The organism is Mesorhizobium sp. WSM4312, from assembly GCF_002294875.1.
Lineage (GTDB): Bacteria > Pseudomonadota > Alphaproteobacteria > Rhizobiales > Rhizobiaceae > Mesorhizobium.
The window spans coordinates 200,618-223,160 of sequence record NZ_NSFU01000009.1 but is presented as its reverse complement, the minus strand read 5'-3'; the positions used below and the strand labels follow the sequence as shown (position 1 = coordinate 223,160).

20 protein-coding genes are annotated in these 22,543 nt (G+C 64.7%); 17 read left to right on the top strand and 3 right to left on the bottom strand.

All coding sequences use genetic code 11. The features are described from left to right. Positions 1 to 50 precede the first annotated feature (50 nt). The gene (locus CK228_RS17065; protein WP_095788684.1) at positions 51 to 407 is read left to right on the top strand and encodes a hypothetical protein; all 357 of its coding nucleotides are present in this window, start codon (positions 51 to 53) and stop codon (positions 405 to 407) included. Between the two features lie 132 nt (positions 408 to 539). Here the strand turns inward: CK228_RS17065 and CK228_RS17060 are convergent, their stop codons facing one another. Next, positions 540 to 2,054 carry a winged helix-turn-helix domain-containing protein gene (locus CK228_RS17060; RefSeq protein WP_179295947.1) on the bottom strand — a complete coding sequence of 505 codons (1,515 nt, stop codon included), beginning with the start codon at positions 2,052 to 2,054 and terminating at the stop codon, positions 540 to 542. A gap of 230 nt (positions 2,055 to 2,284) precedes the next feature. On the opposite strand from CK228_RS17060, the gene CK228_RS17055 reads away from it, so the two are divergent. The 8 genes from CK228_RS17055 to CK228_RS17015 all read left to right on the top strand — a co-directional run bounded on the left by CK228_RS17055 (position 2,285) and on the right by CK228_RS17015 (position 10,531). Continuing rightward, positions 2,285 to 2,527 (top strand): DUF1127 domain-containing protein, encoded by a 243-nt coding sequence (locus tag CK228_RS17055; protein ID WP_245318143.1) that lies wholly within the window; start codon positions 2,285 to 2,287, stop codon positions 2,525 to 2,527. A 142-nt stretch (positions 2,528 to 2,669) separates the two neighbouring features. Then, positions 2,670 to 3,041, top strand: coding sequence for a hypothetical protein (locus CK228_RS17050; protein ID WP_095773373.1), 372 nt, complete (start codon positions 2,670 to 2,672; stop codon positions 3,039 to 3,041). Positions 3,042 to 3,152: 111 nt separating this feature from the next. After that, positions 3,153 to 3,779 carry a CDGSH iron-sulfur domain-containing protein gene (locus tag CK228_RS17045; protein WP_095788602.1) on the top strand — a complete coding sequence of 209 codons (627 nt, stop codon included), beginning with the start codon at positions 3,153 to 3,155 and terminating at the stop codon, positions 3,777 to 3,779. A gap of 58 nt (positions 3,780 to 3,837) precedes the next feature. Then, complete coding sequence (locus CK228_RS17040; protein WP_095773371.1) at positions 3,838 to 4,140, top strand: cupredoxin family copper-binding protein; 303 nt, start codon at positions 3,838 to 3,840, stop codon at positions 4,138 to 4,140. 176 nt (positions 4,141 to 4,316) lie between these two features. Further along, positions 4,317 to 6,359 carry a hydantoinase/oxoprolinase family protein gene (locus CK228_RS17035; RefSeq protein ID WP_095788601.1) on the top strand — a complete coding sequence of 681 codons (2,043 nt, stop codon included), beginning with the start codon at positions 4,317 to 4,319 and terminating at the stop codon, positions 6,357 to 6,359. A gap of 300 nt (positions 6,360 to 6,659) precedes the next feature. Further along, a complete protein-coding gene (locus CK228_RS17025) occupies positions 6,660 to 8,843 on the top strand; it encodes a malate synthase G (RefSeq protein ID WP_095788600.1) in 2,184 nt (727 codons plus the stop codon). 379 nt (positions 8,844 to 9,222) lie between these two features. Beyond that, positions 9,223 to 9,813: a DUF308 domain-containing protein gene (locus tag CK228_RS17020; protein ID WP_095773368.1), complete on the top strand. Its 591-nt coding sequence runs from the start codon at positions 9,223 to 9,225 to the stop codon at positions 9,811 to 9,813. A gap of 130 nt (positions 9,814 to 9,943) precedes the next feature. Then, positions 9,944 to 10,531: a TetR/AcrR family transcriptional regulator gene (locus CK228_RS17015; RefSeq protein WP_095788599.1), complete on the top strand. Its 588-nt coding sequence runs from the start codon at positions 9,944 to 9,946 to the stop codon at positions 10,529 to 10,531. Positions 10,532 to 10,591: 60 nt separating this feature from the next. Here CK228_RS17015 and CK228_RS17010 read toward each other — a convergent pair whose 3' ends face one another. Continuing rightward, a complete protein-coding gene (locus tag CK228_RS17010) occupies positions 10,592 to 12,124 on the bottom strand; it encodes a YifB family Mg chelatase-like AAA ATPase (RefSeq protein ID WP_095788598.1) in 1,533 nt (510 codons plus the stop codon). Positions 12,125 to 12,305: 181 nt separating this feature from the next. Continuing rightward, positions 12,306 to 13,250, bottom strand: a complete 945-nt coding sequence (gshB, locus tag CK228_RS17005; RefSeq protein ID WP_095773365.1) for a glutathione synthase — start codon at positions 13,248 to 13,250, stop codon at positions 12,306 to 12,308. 650 nt (positions 13,251 to 13,900) lie between these two features. Here gshB and CK228_RS16995 point away from each other — a divergent pair. From CK228_RS16995 to CK228_RS16960, 8 genes are all read left to right on the top strand, one after another. Continuing rightward, positions 13,901 to 15,145, top strand: a complete 1,245-nt coding sequence (locus CK228_RS16995; protein WP_095788596.1) for a glycosyltransferase family 2 protein — start codon at positions 13,901 to 13,903, stop codon at positions 15,143 to 15,145. Then, complete coding sequence (locus CK228_RS16990) at positions 15,142 to 15,549, top strand: GtrA family protein (protein WP_095788595.1); 408 nt, start codon at positions 15,142 to 15,144, stop codon at positions 15,547 to 15,549. Before CK228_RS16995 ends, CK228_RS16990 begins: the two co-directional genes overlap by 4 nt. Before the next feature lie 115 nt (positions 15,550 to 15,664). Continuing rightward, the gene (locus CK228_RS16985) at positions 15,665 to 17,482 is read left to right on the top strand and encodes a polysaccharide biosynthesis protein GtrA (RefSeq protein WP_095788594.1); all 1,818 of its coding nucleotides are present in this window, start codon (positions 15,665 to 15,667) and stop codon (positions 17,480 to 17,482) included. 210 nt (positions 17,483 to 17,692) lie between these two features. Beyond that, positions 17,693 to 19,042 (top strand): EAL domain-containing protein, encoded by a 1,350-nt coding sequence (locus tag CK228_RS16980; RefSeq protein ID WP_095773360.1) that lies wholly within the window; start codon positions 17,693 to 17,695, stop codon positions 19,040 to 19,042. Between the two features lie 267 nt (positions 19,043 to 19,309). Further along, positions 19,310 to 20,077 (top strand): SDR family oxidoreductase, encoded by a 768-nt coding sequence (locus CK228_RS16975; RefSeq protein WP_095788683.1) that lies wholly within the window; start codon positions 19,310 to 19,312, stop codon positions 20,075 to 20,077. Beyond that, positions 20,074 to 21,033: a 2-dehydro-3-deoxygalactonokinase gene (locus CK228_RS16970; RefSeq protein ID WP_179295946.1), complete on the top strand. Its 960-nt coding sequence runs from the start codon at positions 20,074 to 20,076 to the stop codon at positions 21,031 to 21,033. Before CK228_RS16975 ends, CK228_RS16970 begins: the two co-directional genes overlap by 4 nt. Further along, positions 21,030 to 21,668, top strand: a complete 639-nt coding sequence (locus tag CK228_RS16965) for a 2-dehydro-3-deoxy-6-phosphogalactonate aldolase (RefSeq protein ID WP_095788593.1) — start codon at positions 21,030 to 21,032, stop codon at positions 21,666 to 21,668. Before CK228_RS16970 ends, CK228_RS16965 begins: the two co-directional genes overlap by 4 nt. Next, positions 21,665 to 22,540, top strand: coding sequence for an SMP-30/gluconolactonase/LRE family protein (locus CK228_RS16960; protein ID WP_095788592.1), 876 nt, complete (start codon positions 21,665 to 21,667; stop codon positions 22,538 to 22,540). The genes CK228_RS16965 and CK228_RS16960 overlap by 4 nt, the downstream gene beginning before the upstream one ends. Positions 22,541 to 22,543: the final 3 nt, after the last annotated feature.

Here is a 22,543-nt window from a genome sequence, read left to right as displayed (position 1 = left end):
AGGCATGGGCGGCCATGCGATTCTGCGGCGGTGATTCGGGAGGTCCGACCGTGACGCTGTTTCGTGTGGCCGTGCTCGCGGCGCTGGTCTGCGCCAATTCGGCCGAGGCCGCCGACATGGCCTTCTTCGTCAAGAACCTGCGCAAGGAAGCGGTTGCGGTCGAACTGTTCAGCCGTGACCGCGAGACGGTCTGGCCGGGCAACGGCAAGGTGTTCCTGATCGACCCGACCTCCCAGAAATCGGTGCCGCTGTCCTGCAATCAGGGTGAGCGCATCTGCTATGGCGCCTGGGTCGACGGCAATGACAAGATCTCGGCCGGCGTCGGGCCTGACAACGACCAGCCTTGCGACGACTGCTGCTTCATCTGCGTGGAACACACGACCGAGACGATCGATCTGGTGCCGTGATTGGCCGGGGCATCACCAGGGCAATTCCAGGAAATTGTGAAACGGTCTCCGTCCGGAAACGCTCTGGAGCAATTCCAAGAAAAGTCTGAGCGCGTAGAGCGGTTCGCCGTTTCCATGAAACGGTGAACCGCTTTAGGGAAGACCGGCCTTGCGAAAACCATCGACGAAATGATCGCGCATCGCGGTATCGCGGAATGGCTCCGTCCAGACCCAGTAGCTGGTCGTGAAATGCGGGTTGCCGATGAGGAATAATTCGACTTCTGCGCGCGCCTCGTCGAGCCGGCCGAGTTGCGCCAGGCTCGCCGCCAGGAAGCGGCGTGAGCTCGTCCGGTAGGTCTCTTCCCGACGCAAGGTCTCGACGGCGGCTTCGTAGTCGCGCGCCGCATATTGCGCCTCGCCGAGCGTCAGATAGTACCAGCTTGCCGGATAGGGATTGAGCCGGAACGCCTTGCGGATATGCTCGAGGCCTTCCTCGACCTTTCCGGCCAGCACCGCGATGTCGGACAAGGTCGCCCAGGCGTCGGCCTCGTTCGGGTCGAGTTCGAACGCTTTGGCGAATTCGGCATCCGACTCTTCGAAACTGTGTTCATAGGCGAGCAGATTGCCGAGCACCCAACGGCAGCCGGCATCGTTGGGATCGATCGCCACCGCCTTGCGCGCCAGGTCCAGCGCGATGCGACGGTTGGGTTCGACCGGCTCGCCCCAATGCACCCATCCCATCCAGTGGTTCATGGCAAGCCAGCGATGGGCCTCGGCGTAGTCCGGATCGAGGGACACCGCGCGCGTCAGCAACAGATGCGCTTCCCGTGCCGTCTGCGGTGATTCGTCGATCAGCTTGCGCGCCCGCACGCACAGATCGTAGGCCTCGAGATTTGTCGGCCGGTTGCGTGGCGGCGGCGCCCGCAGCCGTCCGAGCAGCGCCTCCACGATCTTGGCCGTGGCCTCGTCCTGAACGGCAAAGATATCGTCCAGGCCGCGATCGAAGCGTTCGGCCCACAGATGCTCGCCGCTTATCGCGTCGACCAGCTGGGCGTTGATGCGCACGCGCCCCGCGGCGCGTCTGGCGCTGCCTTCCAGGAGGTAGCGCACGCCAAGTTCCTCGGCGATCGCGCGCACGTCCATCGCCTTGCCCTTGTAGGCAAAGGTCGAGTTGCGCGCGATGACGAACAGGCCCGGGGCCCTGGACAGGTCGGTGATCAAATCTTCGGTCAACCCGTCGGCGAAGGCCTCCTGCTCGGGGTCGTTGCTGAGATTGACGAAAGGCAGCACCGCTATCGATGGTTTGTCCGGCAGCGGCAAGGGTTTTCGCTTCACGCGATCAAGCTGTTCGATGGCGCCCGTGAAGCGGTAGCCGACGCGCGGAACCGTCGATATCCATTCGCCGCCATCGGCGGGCGAACCAAGCAGCTTGCGCAACTGCGCGATCTGGACGGTGAGGTTGCCTTCCTCGACCGCCGTCCCCGGCCACGCCGCGTCCATCAGCTCGGCTTTCTCAAGGATTTCGCCAGGCCGTCCGACGAGCGCGGCAAGCAATTTCAGTCCGCGATAGCCGACGGCAACGGGATCGTCGTTCCGAAGCAGCGTTCCCGCCCCCGGATCAAGCACGAACGGACCAAAGGCAAAGCGCGATCCCTGCATAGGGCGCATCTATAGAGCAATTCCGGGAAAAGTGTGAGGCGGTTTCACCGGGAAAAAGCGCACCGCCCTTTCTCAGGGAATGACGCCAAAACAACGCGTTAGGGCATGTTTGGAACTTTTGAGAACTATTTGGCAGGGCTTAATTACGGCGCCCTTCATATCCTGCAGAATTCAGCCTCGTTCAGATCGAAGGCCGCCCATTCTCAAGCCTGTGGGCGCCAAACCATATGGAGGTTGTCATGACCAATATTCTTGCATCGGCTCCCCATCGGGCAGTGCGGCGGGGAATGGGGCAGGCATCGCGCCGGCGCTACAGCCTTGCCACCCTGCGCAACACCATCGCGGCCTGGCGTCAACAGACACGCTTTCGCTGGGATCTCAAGCGGATCTCGGAAGTCAACCCGCATCTGATCGACGATATCGGCCTGACCAGACGGCAGGTCGATGAAGAGATCGCCAAGCTGCCTTTCTGGCAACGATAGGCGAAGGGCGCAATGGCGCCGGTTCGTCGTTTAACTCCTGCGATTATTTCAGGGATTGTCGTCATCCCCCTTTAGCACCGGCCCCCGTCATGGCATGATGACCCCATCGGCCGTGGGGGCCGATTCTTCATCGGGGGTTTCCATGTCTTTCATACCAGCGCGCCGGCTTGCCGCCGCGTTTTCTCTCGCCATCCTGTTTGCACCAGCCGCCCATGCCGGCGACGTCACCTTCGCCGTCAAGAACAGCCATCCCAACGCCATGCGCCTCGAGCTCTACAGCCAGGACCGCGACTATGTCTGGCCGGGCAACGGCAAGGACTTCTATCTCGATGACGGCGAGACCAAGTCGCTGCCGATCTCCTGCAACGAGGGCGAATCGATCTGCTACGGCGCCTGGGTCGATGGCGATGAGGGCACCTATTGGGGCGTCGGCCCCGGCAACAAGGAAAAATGCGAGGATTGCTGCTACACCTGCAGCGGCGGCGAGACCGAGGAGATCAATCTCGTCCCCTGACCGGTTTGCCAGCTTGACGGTTTTCCCCATGGGAGCCATAGCCTGTGCCGATACCCAAAGCGCGCCGCGTCTGTTCAGCCGCGACGCGGCCCAGGCAAGAGGAGCACGGCAATGGCAGGCACGGTCGAGGGCGGGAAGATCGACGTCGGCTTTTCCGGCAAGCGCTGCATCCACTCGCGCAATTGCGTGCTCGGCGACCCGCATGTCTTCGAGCCCAACGCGCCGGGACAATGGATTCATCCCGACGCGGCCGGTGTCGAGAAGATCGTCGCCATAGCCGAAAGCTGTCCGTCCGGCGCCATCACCTATGTCAGGAAGGATGGCGGGCCGCAGGAACAGCCGCCGGTGGTCAACACCGTGCGGCTGCGCGAAAACGGCCCGCTCGCCGTGCATGCCGAGATCGTGCTCGACGGTGAAACCTTCTATCGCGCCACGCTGTGCCGCTGCGGCGCGTCGGAAAACAAGCCGTTCTGCGACAGCAGCCACAGCAAGGCCGGCTTCACCGCCACCGGCGAACCGGCGCTGAAGGACGCGCCGGCGCTAGAAGCGCGCAATGGCCCGCTGAAAGTGACGCCGACCACCAACGGCCCGCTCAAGCTCGAAGGCAATGTCGAGATCGTCACCGGCACCGGCCACACGATCGACCGCACGCAACGCACCTTCCTCTGCCGCTGCGGCCATTCGGCCAACAAGCCGTTTTGTGACAATACGCATAAGAAGATCGGCTTCGTGGGATAAAAGGCCGTTCGCCAGCGTTAGTGCAGGATGAGGGTTCGCGTTCAGGAGGAAATCCATCATGCGCACCATGCTCGTTCTTGCTCTGCTTGCCTTTGCCATGCCCGCCTATGCCGCCAATCATGCGGTCCAGATCAAGGGCATGAAATTTAACCCGGCGAAAATCTCGGCCGCCGTTGGCGATACCATCACTTTCACCAATGCCGACCCGATGACGCACACCGCCACGGCGCTCGACGGCTCCTTCGACACGGGCCACCTCGCCACCGGCAAGAGCGCCAAGGTCAAGGTATCGGCTGCCGGCGCACATCCATTCCATTGTGCGATCCACAGCTCGATGAAGGGCATTGTCACGGCCAAATAGCGGCATCCTCGCCAGAGGGTCCCTGGCGCTGTGGTCAAGGCCGCCGATCTCCTCCCAGGGGGAGATCGAGGCTCCTATTGCGGTCATCGCGTGTTGGCCCAGCGCTCGTGGCTTTATCGGCCGGCCGCGATAGGCTAAGGGCGGGGAAGCAAAATTCCCCACCGCCCGGACTGCCAATGACCGCCAAGACCAAGCCAAAACCCCTGTTCCTCGGCATCGACACCGGCGGCACCTATACCGATGCCGTGCTGTGGTCCGAGACCGAAGGCCCGCAGCAGGAGCCGAACAAGGGCAAGGTGCTGGCCAAGGCCAAGGCGCTGACCACCAGGCATGATCTCGCCGTTGGTATTTCCGGCGCGGTCGACGCGGTGCTCGAAAAGGCCGGCACCGATCCGGCCGCGATCAAACTGGTCTCGATGTCGACGACGCTTGCCACCAATGCGCTGGTCGAGGGCCAGGGTGGCCGCGTCGCGCTCGTCATGATCGGCTTTTCCGAAGCCGACCTCGCCCGCGACGGGCTGAAGACGGCGCTCGGCACCGATCCGGTGGTGTTTTGCCCGGGCGGCCACGATGTCCACGGCAATGCCGCCAACCTTGATCTGTCAGAACTGGAAGAGGCCTTGCCGGAACTCGGCGCCTCGGTGTCCGGCTTTGCCGTCTGCGCCTATTTCGCCACCCGCAACCCGGCGCACGAGATCGCCGCCCGCGAGCTGATCCGCGACAGAACCGGCCTGCCGGTCACCGCGAGCCATGAACTGTCGGCCAAGCTCGGCGGCCCGCGCCGGGCGCTGACCACGCTGCTCAACGCCAGGCTGATTTCGATGATCGACCGGCTGGTGGCCGCGACCGAAGGGTTTTTGCAAGCCCGCGACATCGCCGCCCCGCTGATGGTGGTGCGCGGCGACGGCGCGCTGGTCTCGGCGGCGTTCGCCCGCCAGCGGCCGATCGAGACCATTTTGTCCGGTCCGGCTGCCAGTCTGGTGGGCGCCCGCCACATGACCGGGCTCGACAACGCCGTGGTCTCCGACATTGGCGGCACCACCACCGATGTCGCCGTGCTCGACAAGGGCCGGCCGCGCCTGGATCCCGAAGGCGCCACCGTCGGCGGCTTCCGCACCATGGTCGACGCGGTCGCCATGCGCACGTTCGGCCTTGGCGGCGATTCCGAAGTGGCGCTGGAGGACGGCGCGCTCAATCCAAAGATCCTGCTTGGGCCGCGCCGCCTGGTGCCGCTGGCGCTGGCTGGCATGGCGCATGGCGAGGCCGTCAAACCGGAGCTCGAACGCCAGCTGCGTTCGCCCAATCCCGGCCGCATGGACGGCCGCTTCGCGGTGCGCACCGGCGTGCCGGACAGGCTTGCCGCCGGGCTGACCGCTCCGGAAGCGCGGCTTTACGAGGCGATCGGCGCGACCCCGCTGGCCCTCGACAGGCTGCTGACGTCGAATGCCCAGAACGCCACCTTGAACCGGCTGGTCTCGCGCGGCTTGGTGCATATCTCAGGCTTCACCCCCTCGGACGCGGCGCATGTGATGGGTAAACAGGCCAATTGGGATGCCGCCACCGCGCGCCTCGGCGCCGAGCTGTTCGCCCGCAAGCGCGATGGCCGCGGCCAGCCCATTGCCGCGTCGCCGGAGGTGATCTCAGAGCGCGTACTGGTGACGCTGACGCGCTGGTCGGCCGAATACATACTCGAAACCGCCTTCGCCGAGGACGGGCTCGATGGCGCGGCGACAGTGGCACACGCGCTGGTGCAGCGTGCCGTCGATGCCCATCCCGGCATCGCCCGGCTGAGCGTCGCGCTCGACCGCCCTGTCATCGGCCTCGGCGCCTCGGCGCCGCTGCACTATGCCGGCCTGGCGCCCCTGGTCGGCAATGACTGCGTGGTGCCCGAGGACACCGATGTCGCCAACGCGCTTGGCGCCGTCGTCGGCCAGGTCAGGGTCTCGGCCGAGGCGCGGGTCAGCCAGCCAAGGGAAGGGCTGTTCCGGCTTGCCTCGGGTGAGACGGTGCGTGATTTCCTCGACGAGGCGGCGGCGATCGCGGCCGCCGAGGCCGATGTGCGGGCCATCGTCGCCGGGCGCGCCCGGGACGCCGGCACCGACAATGCCGAGATCGACGTCGCGACCGAATTCAAGGTTTCCACGGTGGAAGCCCAGCGCATGTTCATCGAAGCGCATGTGGTGGCGGTGGCCTCGGGCAGGCCAAGGATCGCCGTGTGAGGATGAGAGCGATCTCCCCCTTTGTGGGGGAGATGGCCGGCAGGCCAGAGGGGGGGCGCTGTCCCGCCGACCTATCAGTGGTTTTCAATCAAGCCTTTTGGCCCGGTCTCAAATCGATCACAGGGTAAAGGTTGCGATCCTTCACGCCCCCCTCTGCCCTGCCGGGCATCTCCCCCACAAGGAGGGAGATCGGCTGCTTCGCCAACCTTGCCTAAACGTCCCCTTCACCTTAAGCCGAATTGACCCTGTAGACCTGACATGCCAAAGGCGCGCCCGAGCCTTTCGTCTGGAGACAAACTGATGACCGATCGCATCGAGATCGCCGGATTGCGGATTGCCCGCGAGCTGCATGATTTTGTGGCTGGCGAGGCCCTGCCCGGCACCGGCATCGCCGCCGATGCGTTCTGGAATGGTTTTTCGGCCGTCGTCCACGACCTGGCGCCCAAGAACCGGGCGCTGCTCAAAAAGCGCGACGCCATGCAGGAAAAGCTCGACGGCTGGTATCGCGACAATGGCGCGCCCGTCGACATGGAGGCTTACAGGGGCTTCCTGAAAGAGATCGGTTATCTCGTTCCCGAGGGGCCGGCCTTCAGCGTCTCGACGGAGAATGTCGATCCCGAAATCGCCGTCGTCGCCGGTCCGCAGCTGGTCGTTCCGGTGATGAATGCGCGTTATGCGCTCAATGCCGCCAATGCGCGCTGGGGCTCGCTCTACGATGCGCTCTATGGCACCGATGCCATTCCCGAGACCGGCGGCGCCGAAAAGGGCAAGGGCTTCAATCCGGCGCGCGGCGCCAAGGTCATCGCCTGGGCCAAGGATTTTCTCGACCAGTCGGCGCCGCTCACCTCGGGCAAATGGGCCGGCGTCAACGGGCTGTCGTTTGTCAACGGCATGCTGCGGCTGGGCGAGGGTGCCGGTGTCACGGCACTCGCCAATCCCAAGCAATTCGCCGGCTATCGCGGCGACGCCGCCAACCCCGATGCCGTGTTGCTGGTGAAGAACGGGCTGCATGTCGAGATCGTCATCGACCGCGCCAACCAGATCGGCCGCACCGATCCGGCGGGCATTGCCGACGTCATCCTGGAATCGGCGCTGACCACCATCCAGGACTGCGAGGATTCGGTCGCGGCGGTGGATGCGCAGGACAAGGTCGTCGTCTACCGCAACTGGCTCGGCCTGATGAAAGGCGACCTCGCCGAGGAGATCAGCAAGGGCGGCAAGACGTTTGTCCGCAAGCTCAACCCCGACCGCGCCTACACCGCGCCGGCTGGGGGCCAGCTCACCGTGCCCGGCCGCTCGCTGATGCTGGTCAGGAATGTCGGCCACCTGATGACCAATCCGGCAATCCTGGACCGCGACGGCAACGAAGTGCCCGAAGGCATCATGGACGCCGCGCTGACGGCGCTGATCGCGCTGCACGATGTCGGGCCGAAAGGCCGCCGCGCCAATTCCCGCGCCGGCTCGATGTATGTCGTGAAGCCCAAGATGCACGGGCCGGAGGAAGTCGCCTTCGCCGTCGAGATCTTCGACCGGGTCGAGGCGCTGCTCGGTATGGCGAAAAACACCATCAAGATGGGTATCATGGACGAGGAGCGGCGCACCACCGTCAACCTCAAGGAGGCGATCCGCGCCGCGCGGGAACGCGTGGTGTTCATCAACACCGGCTTCCTCGACCGCACCGGCGACGAGATCCACACCTCGATGGAAGCCGGCCCGATGATCCGCAAGGGCGACATGAAGCAGGCCGCCTGGATCTCCGCCTACGAGGCGTGGAATGTCGACACCGGGCTCGAATGCGGGCTGGCCGGCCATGCCCAGATCGGCAAGGGCATGTGGGCGATGCCGGATTTGATGGCGGCGATGCTGGAACAGAAGATCGCGCATCCCAAGGCCGGCGCCAATACCGCCTGGGTGCCGTCGCCGACGGCCGCGACGCTGCATGCCACGCACTATCACAAGGTCGACGTGCACGCCGTGCAGGCGGCGCTGAAGAACCGGCCGAAGGCCAGGCTCGACGACATCTTGTCCGTGCCGGTGGCCGTGCGGCCGAACTGGACGCCGGACGAAATCCAGCGCGAACTCGACAACAATGCGCAAGGTATTCTGGGCTATGTCGTGCGCTGGATCGACCAGGGCGTCGGCTGCTCGAAGGTGCCCGACATCAACGATGTCGGGCTGATGGAAGACCGCGCCACGCTGCGCATCTCCTCGCAGCACATCGCCAACTGGCTGCGCCACAAAGTGTGCTCGGAGATCCAGGTGCGCGATTCCCTGCAGCGCATGGCGGCCATCGTCGACCGCCAGAATGTCGGCGATCCGCTCTACCGGCCGATGGCGCCGGATTTCGACACGTCCATCGCCTTCCAGGCCGCCTGCGACCTGGTGTTCAAGGGCACCAGCCAGCCCAACGGCTATACCGAGCCGGTGCTGCACGCGCGGCGGCTGGAGCTGAAGGCGAAGCAGGATCAAGCGGATTTGCGTTGAAACGGCCTGACGCAACGGGTCGACCAAGTATCGTCGGTCCGCGTTGCCCCTCAATTGCCCTGCCGGGCATTTCTCCCCGTAGTGACACCGTAGTGACGGGGAGAAAGACGCTTCTATCGCCGATTCGCCAATCACCAATGTCGCAAGAAGAGCGCCGAGGGCGCAGCAGCTCCCTTCTCCCCGTCACTATACGGGGAGAAGGTGCCGGCAGGCGGATGAGGGGCGGCGCTACAATTGGTTGGACAGCGAACTGGCGCCACGAGATCGAGCGCCGATCACACAAATGCGATGTCGAGGTGACCGGCAATCGTTTCCAGGCGCCTTGACGGTCACTGGGCTACCTACTAGTTGGTAGGAAGTGAAACGAGAGATCCCCACCATGTCTGGACAAATGAATGATCAGAGCCGCGCCGCGACATCGAACGGCTGGCTCAAAAGCTATTATTATCTGCGGTTTGCCGTATCGGCGGCCTGGGTTGCGGTGGCTTTCACCGTCGCGAAAGGCAGCCCGCCGCTCGCCGCCGCCATGCTGGTTGCCTACCCTGCATGGGACGCGCTCGCGAATTACATCGACGCCCAGCGTACCGGCGGGCTCGGCCGCAACAAGTCGCAGTTGCTGAACTTCGCCGTCAGCATCCTCGCCACGATTGCGGTCGCCATCGCGCTCGGTCACAGCATGAACGCGGTGCTTTCGGTCTACGGCGTCTGGGCCGTTGTCTCCGGCGTGTTTCAGCTCCTGACCGCGGCGCGGCGCTGGAAAACCAACGGTGCGCAATGGCCGATGATCCTGAGCGGCGCCCAATCGGCGCTGGCGGGTCTCTTCTTCGTCAAGATGGCCGGCGGCACGGAGATCATTGGCATCGCCAATGTCGCGCCCTATGCCGCGTTCGGCGCCTTCTACTTCCTCGTGTCCGCTCTATGGCTGTCGGTCGGCGACATCCTTCGCAAGTCACCGCGGGTCGCAGGTTAGGATAATACCAGGAAAAGTGTGAGCGCTTTCCCTTGGGAATTGCGTCAAAACAAGAGTTAGAGCGGTTCGCCGGTTTCCATGAAACGGCGAACCGCTCTAAGTGCAGAGGAGCCCTCCGCCGGAGCAAGTCATGAGCAAGCCTTCGAACACCGCCGATGAGATCCTGGCCGCCGCGCGAAGCTTCATCGTCGCCGGCGGCTACAATGGCTTCAGCTACGCCGATATCGCCGAGGTGGTTGGCATCCGCAAAGCCAGCATCCATCACCATTTCCCCAGCAAGGTCGACCTCGTGCAGACCCTTCTCAAGCGTTACCTCGAGGATGCCGTCACGGGCATGGCAGGGCTCGAGCGCGATGTCCCCGAGCCGCCGGAGTTGCTTCGCACCTATGCCGGCATCTGGGCCCGGTGCATCGAGGATGCGAGCATGCCGTTCTGCGTCTGCGCACTGCTTGCCAGCGAGCTGCCGGCCCTTCCACCGGAGCTTGCCGTTGAAGTCCGGGCGTATTTTCAGTTTCTCTCGGGATGGCTGACTGGCGTCATCGAGCGCGGTGCCGACAAAGGCACGCTGGCAATTTCCGCTTCGCCACGCGTTGAGGCCGAGGCCTTCATGGCGACCGTGCATGGCGCAATGCTTTCCGCGCGAGCCTATGGCGATGTCTTGACCTTCGGCATGATCCTGACGCCGACGCTTCAGAAGTTGATCCCCGCGACCGACTGATCCGGGCAAAGATGGATCGGCCCGGAGAAACGGACCTGGCGTAGCTGCAGATGCCTTCGCCTACGCCGCCTGCGCCACGCGCTCCGAACTCATGCGATAGGAGATCGCCTCGGCCAGATGGATGCGGCCAACGGTTTCGCTGGCGTCGAGATCGGCCAGCGTGCGCGCCACTTTCAGCACGCGGTGGTAGGCCCGCGCCGAAAAGGCGAGCTTTTCGCTGGCGTCCTTGAGCAGCGACAGGCCTGACGCGTCGGGCATGGCGATCTCCTCGATGACGGAGGGCGCGCAATGGGCGTTGGTGGTGGCGCTGGCCACGCCGAGCCGTTCGAAACGCTCGCGCTGGAGGGTGCGGGCGCGTGCCACGCGCAACGCCACATCAGCACTCTTCTCCGCCCGGTCCGGCCTTATCAGGTCGCTGGCCGAGACCGCAGGCACTTCGATCCGCAGGTCGATGCGGTCGAGCAGCGGACCGGAAATGCGTGCCTGATAATCGGTGCGGCAGCGCTCGCCGCGCAGGCAGCGATAGCCCGGCTCGCCGGCCATGCCGCAGCGGCACGGGTTCATCGCCGCCACCAGCTGGATGCGCGCCGGATAGGTGACGCGGTGGTTGGCGCGCGCGATCATGCAGTCGCCGGTCTCCAGCGGCTGGCGCAGCGCATCGAGCGTCTGCGGCGCGAATTCGGGGAACTCGTCGAGGAACAGCACGCCGTGATGGGCGAGCGACACTTCGCCAGGCCGGGCGCGCAACCCGCCGCCGACCATCGCCGCCATCGAGGCCGAATGGTGCGGGGCGCGGAACGGCCGCCGGTCGGTCAGCTTGCCTTCGCCGAGCTCGCCCGCCACCGAGGCGATCATCGAGACTTCGAGCAATTCCTTCGGCATCAGGGGCGGCAGGATCGACGGCAGCCGCTGCGCCAGCATCGACTTTCCCGATCCGGGCGGCCCGACCATCAGAAGATTATGGCAGCCGGCCGCCGCCACTTCCAGCGCCCGCTTGGCCGTCTCCTGGCCCTTGATGTCGGCGAGGTCGGGCAGGTCGCGCGCCGCGGCGTGGATGCCGGCCTCAGGGCGCGACAGCACCTGCGTGCCGCGGAAATGATTGGCGATGGCGATCAGGCTGCGCGGCGCCAGAATGTCGAAATCCTTGCCGGCCCACGCCGCTTCCGGCCCGCAGGCGAACGGACAGATCAGGCCCTTGCCCTCGGCATTGGCGCCGATCGCCGCCGGCAAGGCACCGGCGACGGCGGCAATGGTGCCGTCGAGCGACAATTCGCCAAGCACGACATAACCGGCCAGCATGTCGCCCGGAATGGCGCCAAGCGCGGCCATCAGGCCAAGCGCGATCGGCAAATCGTAGTGGCTGCCTTCCTTGGGCAGGTCGGCCGGCGCCAGATTGACCGTCACCTTCTTCGACGGCATCGACAGGCCCGACGCATGGAGCGCGGCCTGCACCCGCTCGCGGCTTTCGGCCACCGCCTTGTCGGGCAGCCCGACGATCTGCATGCCGACCTTGCCGGGCGCGATCATCACCTGCACGTCGACCGGCACGGCCTCGATGCCCTGGAAAGCGACCGTGCGAACCCGCGCCACCATTTTCCCACCCCGGATATGGGCCGCAACCCATGCGATAGGCCTGGAACGTGGCCCTGGCAGAAGACAATCACAGATTGCCGGTCAAATCAAGAACATTACAAGAACAAAGCAATCGCTCTGGTTGCAGCCGGATTGAGCCCGGTTGAAAAGGCGGAACATGGTTAATACGACCGAAAACGGCCTACTTGCGCCGCTTCCCCTCGACCGCGTCCCAGAACAGGCTGGCGATGTCGGCGCCGCCAAAGCGCTGCACTTCGCGCACGCCGGTCGGCGAGGTCACGTTGATCTCGGTCATGTAGTCGCCGATGACGTCGATGCCGACCAGGATGAAGCCGCGTTCCCTGAGCGACGGCCCGATGCGGGCGCAGATCTCGCGCTCGCGCTCGGTCAGTTCGGTCTTTTCGGCGCGGCCGCCGACATGCATGTTGGAGCGGGAATCGTGCTCGGCCGGAACGCGGTTGATGGCGCCGACCGGCTCGCCGTCGATCAGGATGATGCGCTTGTCGCCCTTGCGCACGTCCTTCAGGTAGCGCTGCACGATGTAGGGCTCGCGGAACATCTGGCCGAACATTTCGAGCAGCGAGGCGAGGTTGCGGTCGGCCTCGTGCAGATGGAAGATGCCGGCGCCGCCATTGCCGTAGAGCGGCTTGACGATGATGTCGCCGAACTCCTTGCGGAAGGCGGCGACTTCTTGGCTGTCCTTGGTGATCAGCGTGTCCGGCATCAGGTCGGCAAACTCGGTGACGAAGATCTTTTCCGGGCTGTTGCGCACCCAGGCCGGGTCGTTGACCACCAGCGTCTTCGGGTGGATGCGCTCGAGGATATGCGTGGTGGTGATGTAGTTCATGTCGAAGGGCGGATCCTGGCGAAGCAGGACCACGTCCATCTCCGACAGGTCGGTGCGCACCTTCTCGCCCAGCGAGTAATGGCTGCCCTTCTCGTCGCGCACCTGCAATTCCTCGATGCGCGCAAACACCTTGCCGTCGCGCAGCGACAGCCGGTCGGGCGTGTAGTGGAACAATTGATGGCCGCGCCTCTGCGCTTCCAGCGACAGCGCGAACGAAGTGTCGCCGGCGATCGACACGGTGGAGATATGGTCCATCTGGACGGCGATTTTCAGCTTCATGGCGGGTCCCCAGCGCAGTCGACGAGAGCGATATAGGGGTCACGGAGCCATCTGCCAATCGGGCCAGAGCCTGTTATGGTACGGGATGGCGGCGCTTCGCTTGGTGCAAGCAACCTTGGTGTGGCCTATTAAAGGAACAAAATGCCTAAGCAGCTGATGAGGTATCTATTTACATCGGCGGCTGCCATATTTGCAGCGGCGATATTCTATAACACTCTCATTGACAACGAGTATGTATATTTTATCAGGATGCCTGATCCAGAGGTGGGGAAAATAGTACCATATCACGTGAAAGGAATTTCTGTATACATAACGATTGAGCAGTACAAATTTATTTACTGGTTACGATTCGTCGAAATTATATCCGGGGCCTTAATCTTGATAGGTGCCCTAATTTCCAAAATCAACAACAATGAGAGCTGATTTAAGGTCCGCAAATGGCAAGGCAATTCCGTCTGCCAATCGCGACATTTTGAAGATTGGCATCAGGTAATCGCACGCCCGGCCTCACCTTCTGGTTGGAGACGCCTTCCGGTTGAAGACAAGGCGAGCGGCCGCGTCATCGTTTTCTTAAGCCTTGCCGTACAAGAATAAGCCTCGAATACCCCAACGGCAGGCGCCGGATGGGGGTCCTCGATGGAACAACGACCATGAACGCGCTCACCGCCATCCGCGCCGCCGCGACCGAACAGCTTGAACTCACCATCCTGATGCCGTGCCTCAACGAGGCCGAGACGCTGGCCGTTTGCGTCGGCAAGGCCAGGGCCTTCCTCGACAAGGCCGGCATCCTGGGTGAGGTGCTGATATCGGACAATGGCAGCACCGATGGCTCGCAGGAGATCGCGGCCCAGGGCGGCGCCCGTGTCGTACCGGTGGCGCAGAAGGGCTATGGCGCGGCCCTTCTGGGCGGCATCGCCGCCGCCAGGGGACGCTTCATCATCATGGGCGATGCCGACGACAGCTACGATTTCGGCGCGCTGGATGCCTTCATGACGCGCCTGCGCGACGGCGCCGACCTGGTCATGGGCAATCGCTTCCAGGGCGGCATCGAAACCGGCGCCATGCCGCCGCTGCATCGTTATCTCGGCAATCCGGTGCTGAGCTTCGTCGGCCGCCTGTTTTTCCGCATCAGGACCGGGGACTTCCACTGCGGCCTGCGCGGCTTCAACGCCGAGAGCATCCGCAAGCTCGACCTGCAGACGACCGGCATGGAATTCGCCAGCGAAATGGTGGTGCGCAGCGCGCTTGCCGGGCTGCGCATCGAGGAAGTGCCGACCACGCTCAAGCCCGACGGCCGCAGCCGGCCGCCGCATCTCAGGACCTGGCGTGACGGCTGGCGGCATCTCAAATTCCTGCTCGTCTACAATCCGCGCTGGATGTTCTTCATCCCGGGCGCGGCGCTGTGCGGCCTGGGCACGCTGTTCGCGGCCCTTCTGGTGTTTGGACCGCTGCGGGTGATCGACAATCTTTCGCTCGACCTCAACACCTTCGTCGCCGCCTGCTTCATGATCATCACCGGCATCCAGCTCATCACCTTCGGCGCCATATCGCGATACTATGCCGAGATCACCGGCATCCTGCCGCGCAGCCGCGGGTCCGACTGGCTGAGAAGGACCATCAGCACCGACCGTCTTGCCGCCAATGCCGGCATCTGCTTTGCCGGCGGTGTCCTGTTCTTCGGCTATGCGGTGCTGCGCTGGGCGCATCTTGGCTTCGGCCCGCTGAACGATTCCGAAATCCCGCGCATCGTCGTGCTGGGCCTGAGCCTGATCGTCATTTCGTTCCAGGCCTTCTTTTCGGCATTCCTGCTCGGTGTCCTGGAGATTCCGGTCAAGCGGCTGAAAGCCGGCCAGCCCGGCGGATCAGGCGAAGCCGCCGCGACTGCTGAAAAATGAGCCGGCTTCTACGAAAATTCGCCGCCATACGGCTTGTCCGATTTGTCATCGTCGGCATTGGCGCGGCGCTGCTGCTCTTCGTACTGTCATGGGCGTTGGTGTCGGCCGGGATGCCGCCATTCGTCGGAAGCGTCATCGCCTACATGCTGGCCTTTGTCGTGGCGTATTCGGCACAGCGTGGCTGGACGTTCGAGGGACGGCACGACCACGCCCATGCGCTGCCACGGTATCTCGCCACCCAGCTGGTCTGCGCAGGGTTTGCAGGCCTGTCCGCCCATGTCGCGGTGTCGATATTTTCCGCCTCGCCGCTGATCATGTCAGCCATCATCACGATCGCCGCAAGCGCCGCGAGCTATGTGCTCTCATCGGTCTGGGTTTTTCGCGACGATCAAAGAGCCGCGTGAAGGCATTCGACGGCGGCCCGCCGGCGCGATGCGACGAAGCGCAAGGCTGGTTTAAGATTTGCGCAGTGAGTTCGCGATAACTTCCGTCACGAAAAGAGCGCCCAGAGGCCGTCCCTTGACTCCTGCCGATACCATGGTCTCCGCCGAGGCCACGCCACTTCCGTCACGGCGCAACGACCTCGCGCTCGTGCTCGTCGCCACGCTGGTGATGGTTGCCGTCAGCGCCCTCAGCGGATTCCGTGACTTGACCGACGCCGGCGGCGACAATGACAATCTGCTGCGCCTGGTAGAGGTTCGCGACATGCTGGCCGGCCAGGGCTGGTTCGACCTGCATCAGTACCGGATGGGTCTCGAAGGCGGCTTCGTCATGCACTGGTCGCGGCTGGTCGACGCACCGCTTGCCGCCATCGTTCTCGCAGCCTCGCCGCTGACCGGCAGCATGGCCAGGGCCGAGACCATCGCCGAGGTGCTCTGGCCGGCACTGCTCTTCTACCTCGCTTTGCTCTTTACCGCCCGCGCGGCGCGCAGTTTCGCCGGTGCCGCCGCCGTGCTGCCGGCCGTCGTCATCGGCGCCGCGGCGCTGCACTTCATCGGCATCTTTTCGCCCGGCTCGCTCGATCATCACAATGTCCAGCTGACGCTGACCATGGCCTGCCTGAGCCTGCTGCTCGACGCACCCATGCAGCGCTGGGCCGCGCTGCTCGCGGGCCTGTGCGCGGCGCTGATGCTGGCCGTCGGCATGGAAACGGCGCCCTACGTCGCCACCATCGGCGCGTGCATTGCCCTGCTGTTTGTCGCCGACCCTGGCGGCGAGGGGCGGATCGCCAGGGATTTCGGCCTTGGCTTTGCCGGCGTTTCAGGGCTGGTCTTCGTCACCACCATCGCCCCATCGGCGTGGGGCCAGCCACAATGCGATGCCTTTTCGACAGTGCAGTTCGTGGTGGCCGCGCTCGCCGGATGCGGCCTCGCCGCCGTGGCATCGCTCGATATGGCCAAAGCCACGCTCGGCCGGCGTCTCGTGGCACTCGGCCTGCTTGGCGTGGTGCTTGCCGCTGTCGTGGTGTCGCTTTTCCCGCAATGCCTGGCGGCTCCCTATGCGAACCTCGATCCGCGCCTCAGGGAATTATGGCTCGATAACATCGAAGAGGCGCAGTCGCTGTACCAGCTTGTCATCTACAATCGGGTCGCGGTGGTAGAGCGTTTTGCCACGCCACTGGTGGCGATCATGCTGATGGCGCTTGGCCTCGGCCGTGGCGGCTCGCGGCGGCAGGACAGCCTCGTTGGCGCGCTGCTGGTGGTGGCGTTCCTGGTCAGTGCCTGGCAAGTGCGCGGCTCGACCTTTTCCATTGCCCTGGCGGTGATCCCGCTTTGCGCCTGGATCGCCAAATGGCGGCAGCGGGCCGGAGCCAGCCCGTCGCGCGGCTCCGCGCTCAGGGTGGCCGCGGCTTGGCTGGTCTCGGTCAATGCACTCTGGGCGTGCGCGGCCGTGGCTGCGTCAAGCGCCTTCGAAACCAGTGCGGCCGGCAACGGCGCCAGTGTCAATGGGAACTGCCAAGGCAAGACCTCGTTTGCGGCGCTCAGCCAGCTGCCGGACACCACCGTGCTCGCTATTTCCAATCTCGGATCGCCCATCCTGGCCTATTCCGGACATCGCGTTTTCGCCGGGCCGTATCATCGCAACGTCGCGGGAAACCTGCTTGCACTCGATACCTTCCTCGGATCGGACGCCGATGCCAGGTCGGTGGTCGAAAGCCACCATGTCGGGCTTGTCGCGCTCTGCAGTGGCAACCCGGAAACCCGCCTGCTCGTCGGCAGGGCGCCGGACGGCTTTCTGGCCAGGCTGGCGCGCGGCGACGTGCCGGACTGGCTGGAGCCGGTGGCGGAGACAGGCGGGCCCCAGCTTGAGCTCTATCGCGTCACGCTTGGCGGCTGAAAATCACCGCGAAAACAAGGGTTTGACGCTCAGCTTAGCCGGCTTTCCCTGGGCGTCCGGCTCTTTGCCGCGGCAACATTGCCGGGGAAAACCGGATTGCGTTTTCCGGACCGTGTCCCGGCCGAAAAAAATCGATTTTCGAGATACGTTTCCTAAAGGGTTTGCTGCCAGTCTCCGATATAAATTCCGACGTCAAAAACAGGGACACCGATGCAAACTCCGTTTGGCACCGGTCAGGCAAACAGGGAGAGCACGGATCTGGCCTTCACCGATCCGTTGACCGGGCTTGGCAACCATCGCCGCTTCTTCGACAAGGTCGATCGCCTGATCAGCGACCGCGCCGATGATCCCGCGCCTTTCACCGTCGGCATTCTCGACCTCGACGGCTTCAAGCCGATCAACGATCTGTTCGGCCACAAGGCCGGCGACGACATCCTGATCCAGGTCGCCATGCGGCTGCGCGCCTCGATGGACGGCCATTCGACGGTCTGCCGCATCGGCGCCGACGAATTCGCCTTCCTCTATCCGCTGGTGTTCTCCGAGGAAGCGGCGGCGGAAAAATCCCGCATGCTGATCGAGATCCTGTCGGCGCCATACGATGTCGGCGAACGCACCGCCAGGCTGTCGGCCTCGGTCGGCTGCTCGCTGTTCTATTCCGGCGACGAGACCACCGAGATCCTCATCAACAAGGCCGAAACGGCTCTCTACCACGCCAAGCGCTCCGGCCGTGGCCGGGTCGTCGTCTACACCCGCGAGATGGAAGAGGCGGCCAAGCGCGTCACCCGCATCGAACAGGCGCTGCGCCGCGCCGTCTCGGCCGGCGAGGTGGAGCCGCATTTCCAACCGATCGTCGACCTCACCACGCGCCGCACCATCGGCTTCGAGACGCTGGCGCGCTGGACCGATCGGGACCTCGGCGCCGTGCCGCCGACCGTCTTCATCCCCATCGCCGAAGAGCGCGGCATCATCGGCCCGCTGTCGCAGCTCGTGCTGCGCAAGGCGACCGAGGCGGCCAGGAACTGGCCGAGCGACCTGTTCCTGTCCTTCAACCTGTCGCCCTCGCAGCTCGTCGACCAGAACACCGGCCTGCACATATTGGCGATCCTCGACCGCACCGGCTTTGATCCGCGCCGCCTCGAGATCGAGATCACCGAGACCGGCCTGATGAACGACCCGGCCTCGGCCGCGCAGATCGTCGAGGATCTGCGTCGCGTCGGCATCCGGGTCTCGCTCGACGATTTCGGCACCGGCCAGTCCTCGCTCGGCCGCCTGCGCGAATTCCATTTCGACAAGCTCAAGATCGACCGCGCCTTCGTCTCCTCCATTCTCGACGACCGCCCGTCCGAACACATCATCCGCGCCATTCTCGCCATGTGCGAAGGGCTTGGCATGGATGTGGTCGCCGAAGGCATCGAAGAGGAAGCGCAGGCCGATCGCCTTGTCCAGTTCGGTTGCGCCGGCGGGCAGGGCTATCTCTTTGGCAAGCCGGTCGATGCCGACGCCACGCTCGGCTATCTCCGCGATTCCTTCCGCGGCGCCCTGCGCGCCAAGGCGATCTGACCGGCGATTTCGACGTAATCAGCATTCCGCCGATGTCGCGGCGCGCTTCCACTGCGGCGCATTGTCGTTTTGTCCGACATGAGCCTGCAAATCCGACGTTTCGCCCTTGCCCGCGCGACTTGCGTGGCTAGGATGCGCGCCGTTCACGCCTACAGCGCCGTGCGTCCTTGGGACGCGCAAAGGACGCTGTTGCAACTTATGTTTGCGCATGATCCCTATCCGAAAATCGATCCGATTTTCGGGGTCATGCGCTGGGAGACAAGAAAGATGATGCCATCGGCGGATTTTGCCGACCTCAAGGGCGCCTCGGTGCTGATCACCGGCGGCGGTTCCGGGATCGGCGCGGCGCTGACCGAGGGTTTCGTGCGCCAGGGCGCCAATGTCGCCTTCATCGACATCGCCGAGGGTCCGAGCACGCTGCTTGCCGACCGCATCGAGAGGGAATTCGGCCGGCCGCCGCTCTATCTCAAGACCGATCTGCGCGACATCGAGGCGCTGCGCGCCTCGGCGGCCAAGGCGGCACAGGCGCATGGCGATGTCACCGTGCTGATCAACAATGCCGCCTGGGACGAGCGCCACGCCGTCGAGGACGTGACGGTGGAGTTCTGGGACAACAACCAGGCGATCAACCTCAGACCACATTTCTTCACCGCGCAGGCGGTGGCGCCGGGCATGAAGCGGGCCGGCGGCGGCTCGATCATCAACTTCACCTCGACATCCTACCTCATCAACCATCCCGACATGCCGGCCTACACCGCCGCCAAGGCGGGCATCCTCGGCCTCACCAAAGGGCTGGCCGGCAAGCTCGGGCCCGACCGTATCCGCGTCAACGCCGTCGCGCCCGGCTGGGTGATCACCGAGCGGCAGCAGGAACGCTGGGTGACCGAAGGGGCGCTTGCAGCCCATGTCGCCAAGCAGTGCATCAAGGAGGTCATGCGCCCGGACGACATGGTCGGCACGGTGCTGTTCCTGGCCTCGGATGCCTCGCGCATGCTGACCGCGCAGATGCTGATCGTCGACGGAGGTTTTCTGTGAGCCCGGAATTTGCCGGCGATATGCCGGCGGTAGCCGCGTTTGATTGGGGCACGACCCGGCTTCGCGCATGGCTGATCGACGGCAGCGGCAAGGTGCTTGCCGAGCGCCGCGGCGATGACGGCCTGATCACCGCGCGCGAAAAAGGTTTTTCGAACGTTCTGGAAGGCCATCTGGCCGCCCTGGGCGCGCCGGAAACACTGCCCGTCATCATCTGCGGCATGGCCGGCTCCCGTCAGGGCTGGATCGAGGCGCCCTATGTGAGCGTGCCGGCGCCCATCGGCGCCATCCTCGGCGGTGCCGCCCGCGTGGCTGATCACAAACGCGACATCCGCATCGTGCCGGGCCTTGCCCAGCGCCTGGCCGATGCGCCCGATGTCATGCGCGGTGAGGAAACACAGCTTGCCGGCGCCGGTTTGCCGGCAAAGGGGCGGCATCTCGCCTGCATGCCCGGCACCCATTCGAAATGGGTGCTGGTCGAGGACGGCGCGGTTGCCGGCTTCGGCACATGGCCGACCGGCGAGTTGTTCTCGGTGCTTTCAGCGCATTCCATCCTCAAACATTCGCTGGGCGAGCATCCGGCTCCCGTCGCTGCGGGCAATCCGTTCTTCCGGCAGTGGTGCGAACGCGCGCTCGGCGAGGGCGGTGACGTCACCTCGAAGCTGTTTGCCATCCGCGCCGCCGGGCTCCTGCAGGACCTGAAGTCGGAAGATGCGGCTTCCTGTCTGTCCGGGCTTCTGATCGGCGGCGAGATCGCCTCGGCGAAGCGCCGCTATGGCGCCGGCGCTGCGCCCGTCGTGCTGATTGCCTCGGGCGCGCTCGCTGTGCTCTACCAGGCCGCACTCGGCTTTGCGGGGCTTGCCGTCCGCACCGTCGACGCCGATGAAGCGGTGCGCGCCGGCCTCATCGAAGCCGCGCGCGAAAACGGCATGATCGCCAGAACCGGAGCCTTGGCATGACCGAGACCGCAGCCTTTCCAAGACTCAAGCGCGGGCTGGTCGCCATCCTGCGCGGCCTGAAACCCACGGAGGCGATGGCCATGGGGCAGGCGCTGTTCGATGCCGGCATCGAGGCGATCGAAGTGCCGCTCAACTCGCCCCAGCCATTCTCGTCGATCGCCAGGATTGTCCAAGTGCTGCCGAAAACCGCCCTGGTCGGTGCCGGCACGGTGCTGACGGCGGCCGACGTCGACGGCCTGCACCAGGCCGGCGGGCGGCTGCTGGTCAGCCCCAACATCGATGCCGAAGTGATGGCGCGCGCCATGCACTACGGCATGGTGACCATGCCCGGCGTGTTCACGCCGACGGAAGCTTTTCAGGCGATCCGGCTGGGCGCTTCGGCCCTGAAATTCTTTCCGGCGAGCGCGCTCGGCGCATCAGGCATTTCCGCCATCCGGGCGGTGCTGCCGGCGAAGACCCTGGTCGGCGCCGTCGGCGGCGTTTCGGAGAAGGACTTTGCCGCCTACAAGGCGGTGGGCGTCTCGGTCTTCGGCCTGGGCTCCAGCCTGTTCAAACCGGGCATGAGCGTCGACGACGTCGCCGCCCGTGCGCACGCCGCCGTTGCGGCCTGGGATGCGGTGTTCGGAGAAGCATGATGAGCGCGGTTTCGATTTTTTCCGATCACATCTGCCAGCTCGGCGAAGGCCCGAGCTACGATCCCGCTACCGATGCGCTGTTCTGGTTCGACATCGTCAACAGCCAGCTTCTGGAAAAGCCGCTCACGGGCGCCCTGAAGATCCACGAGCTTGGCCAGATGGCCAGCGCCATTGCCATCATCGACGAGCAGCGCCAGCTGATCGCCACCGAGACCGGGCTTTTTGTCCGCGATGTCGCGACCGGCACGATGACGCTGCACACGCCGATCGAGGCCGATAACCCGCTCACCCGCTCCAACGATTCCCGCGTCCATCCCTGCGGTGCCTTCTGGGTCGGCACGATGGCCAAGGACGAGAGCAAGGGCGCGGGCTCGATCTACTGGTTCTCTAAGGGCGAACTGCGCCGCCTGTTTTCGGACATCACCGTGTCGAACTCGATCTGCTTTTCCGAGGACGGAACGATCGCCTACTACACCGACACCGCGACCGGCCTGTTGATGCGCGTCGGCTGCGATCCCGTGACAGGCCTGCCGGTTGGCGAACCGAAAGTGTTCGTCGACCATCGCTCCTCGAAGGGCTACGTCGACGGCTCCGTCGTCGACCGCGACGGCGTGCTGTGGAATGCCGTCTGGGGCGGCAAGGCGGTGAAGGCCTATTCGCCCGATGGCACATTGTTGCGCGAAATTCCCATGCCGGCGACGCAGGCGTCCTGTCCGGCCTTTATCGGCGCCAAGGCCGACCGGCTGGCGGTGACCTCGGCCTGGAAGGGCAAGGACGACAAGCAGCGCAAGCTCGATCCACAGGCGGGCATGACCTTCCTCGTCGATATCCCCGTCAACGGTCGGTTCGAACCGCGCGTGCTGATCGCCTGAACA

What these genes read in the sequence shown, in the direction of transcription:
- CK228_RS17060 (WP_179295947.1), bottom strand. Translation starts at nt 2,054, where the DNA reads ATGCGCCCTATGCAGGGATCGCGCTTTGCCTTTGGTCCGTTCGTGCTT.
- CK228_RS17055 (WP_245318143.1), top strand. Translation starts at nt 2,285, where the DNA reads ATGACCAATATTCTTGCATCGGCTCCCCATCGGGCAGTGCGGCGGGGA.
- CK228_RS17050 (WP_095773373.1), top strand. Translation starts at nt 2,670, where the DNA reads ATGTCTTTCATACCAGCGCGCCGGCTTGCCGCCGCGTTTTCTCTCGCC.
- CK228_RS17045 (WP_095788602.1), top strand. Translation starts at nt 3,153, where the DNA reads ATGGCAGGCACGGTCGAGGGCGGGAAGATCGACGTCGGCTTTTCCGGC.
- CK228_RS17040 (WP_095773371.1), top strand. Translation starts at nt 3,838, where the DNA reads ATGCGCACCATGCTCGTTCTTGCTCTGCTTGCCTTTGCCATGCCCGCC.
- CK228_RS17035 (WP_095788601.1), top strand. Translation starts at nt 4,317, where the DNA reads ATGACCGCCAAGACCAAGCCAAAACCCCTGTTCCTCGGCATCGACACC.
- CK228_RS17025 (WP_095788600.1), top strand. Translation starts at nt 6,660, where the DNA reads ATGACCGATCGCATCGAGATCGCCGGATTGCGGATTGCCCGCGAGCTG.
- CK228_RS17020 (WP_095773368.1), top strand. Translation starts at nt 9,223, where the DNA reads ATGTCTGGACAAATGAATGATCAGAGCCGCGCCGCGACATCGAACGGC.
- CK228_RS17015 (WP_095788599.1), top strand. Translation starts at nt 9,944, where the DNA reads ATGAGCAAGCCTTCGAACACCGCCGATGAGATCCTGGCCGCCGCGCGA.
- CK228_RS17010 (WP_095788598.1), bottom strand. Translation starts at nt 12,124, where the DNA reads ATGGTGGCGCGGGTTCGCACGGTCGCTTTCCAGGGCATCGAGGCCGTG.
- gshB (WP_095773365.1), bottom strand. Translation starts at nt 13,250, where the DNA reads ATGAAGCTGAAAATCGCCGTCCAGATGGACCATATCTCCACCGTGTCG.
- CK228_RS16995 (WP_095788596.1), top strand. Translation starts at nt 13,901, where the DNA reads ATGAACGCGCTCACCGCCATCCGCGCCGCCGCGACCGAACAGCTTGAA.
- CK228_RS16990 (WP_095788595.1), top strand. Translation starts at nt 15,142, where the DNA reads ATGAGCCGGCTTCTACGAAAATTCGCCGCCATACGGCTTGTCCGATTT.
- CK228_RS16980 (WP_095773360.1), top strand. Translation starts at nt 17,693, where the DNA reads ATGCAAACTCCGTTTGGCACCGGTCAGGCAAACAGGGAGAGCACGGAT.
- CK228_RS16975 (WP_095788683.1), top strand. Translation starts at nt 19,310, where the DNA reads ATGATGCCATCGGCGGATTTTGCCGACCTCAAGGGCGCCTCGGTGCTG.
- CK228_RS16965 (WP_095788593.1), top strand. Translation starts at nt 21,030, where the DNA reads ATGACCGAGACCGCAGCCTTTCCAAGACTCAAGCGCGGGCTGGTCGCC.
- CK228_RS16960 (WP_095788592.1), top strand. Translation starts at nt 21,665, where the DNA reads ATGATGAGCGCGGTTTCGATTTTTTCCGATCACATCTGCCAGCTCGGC.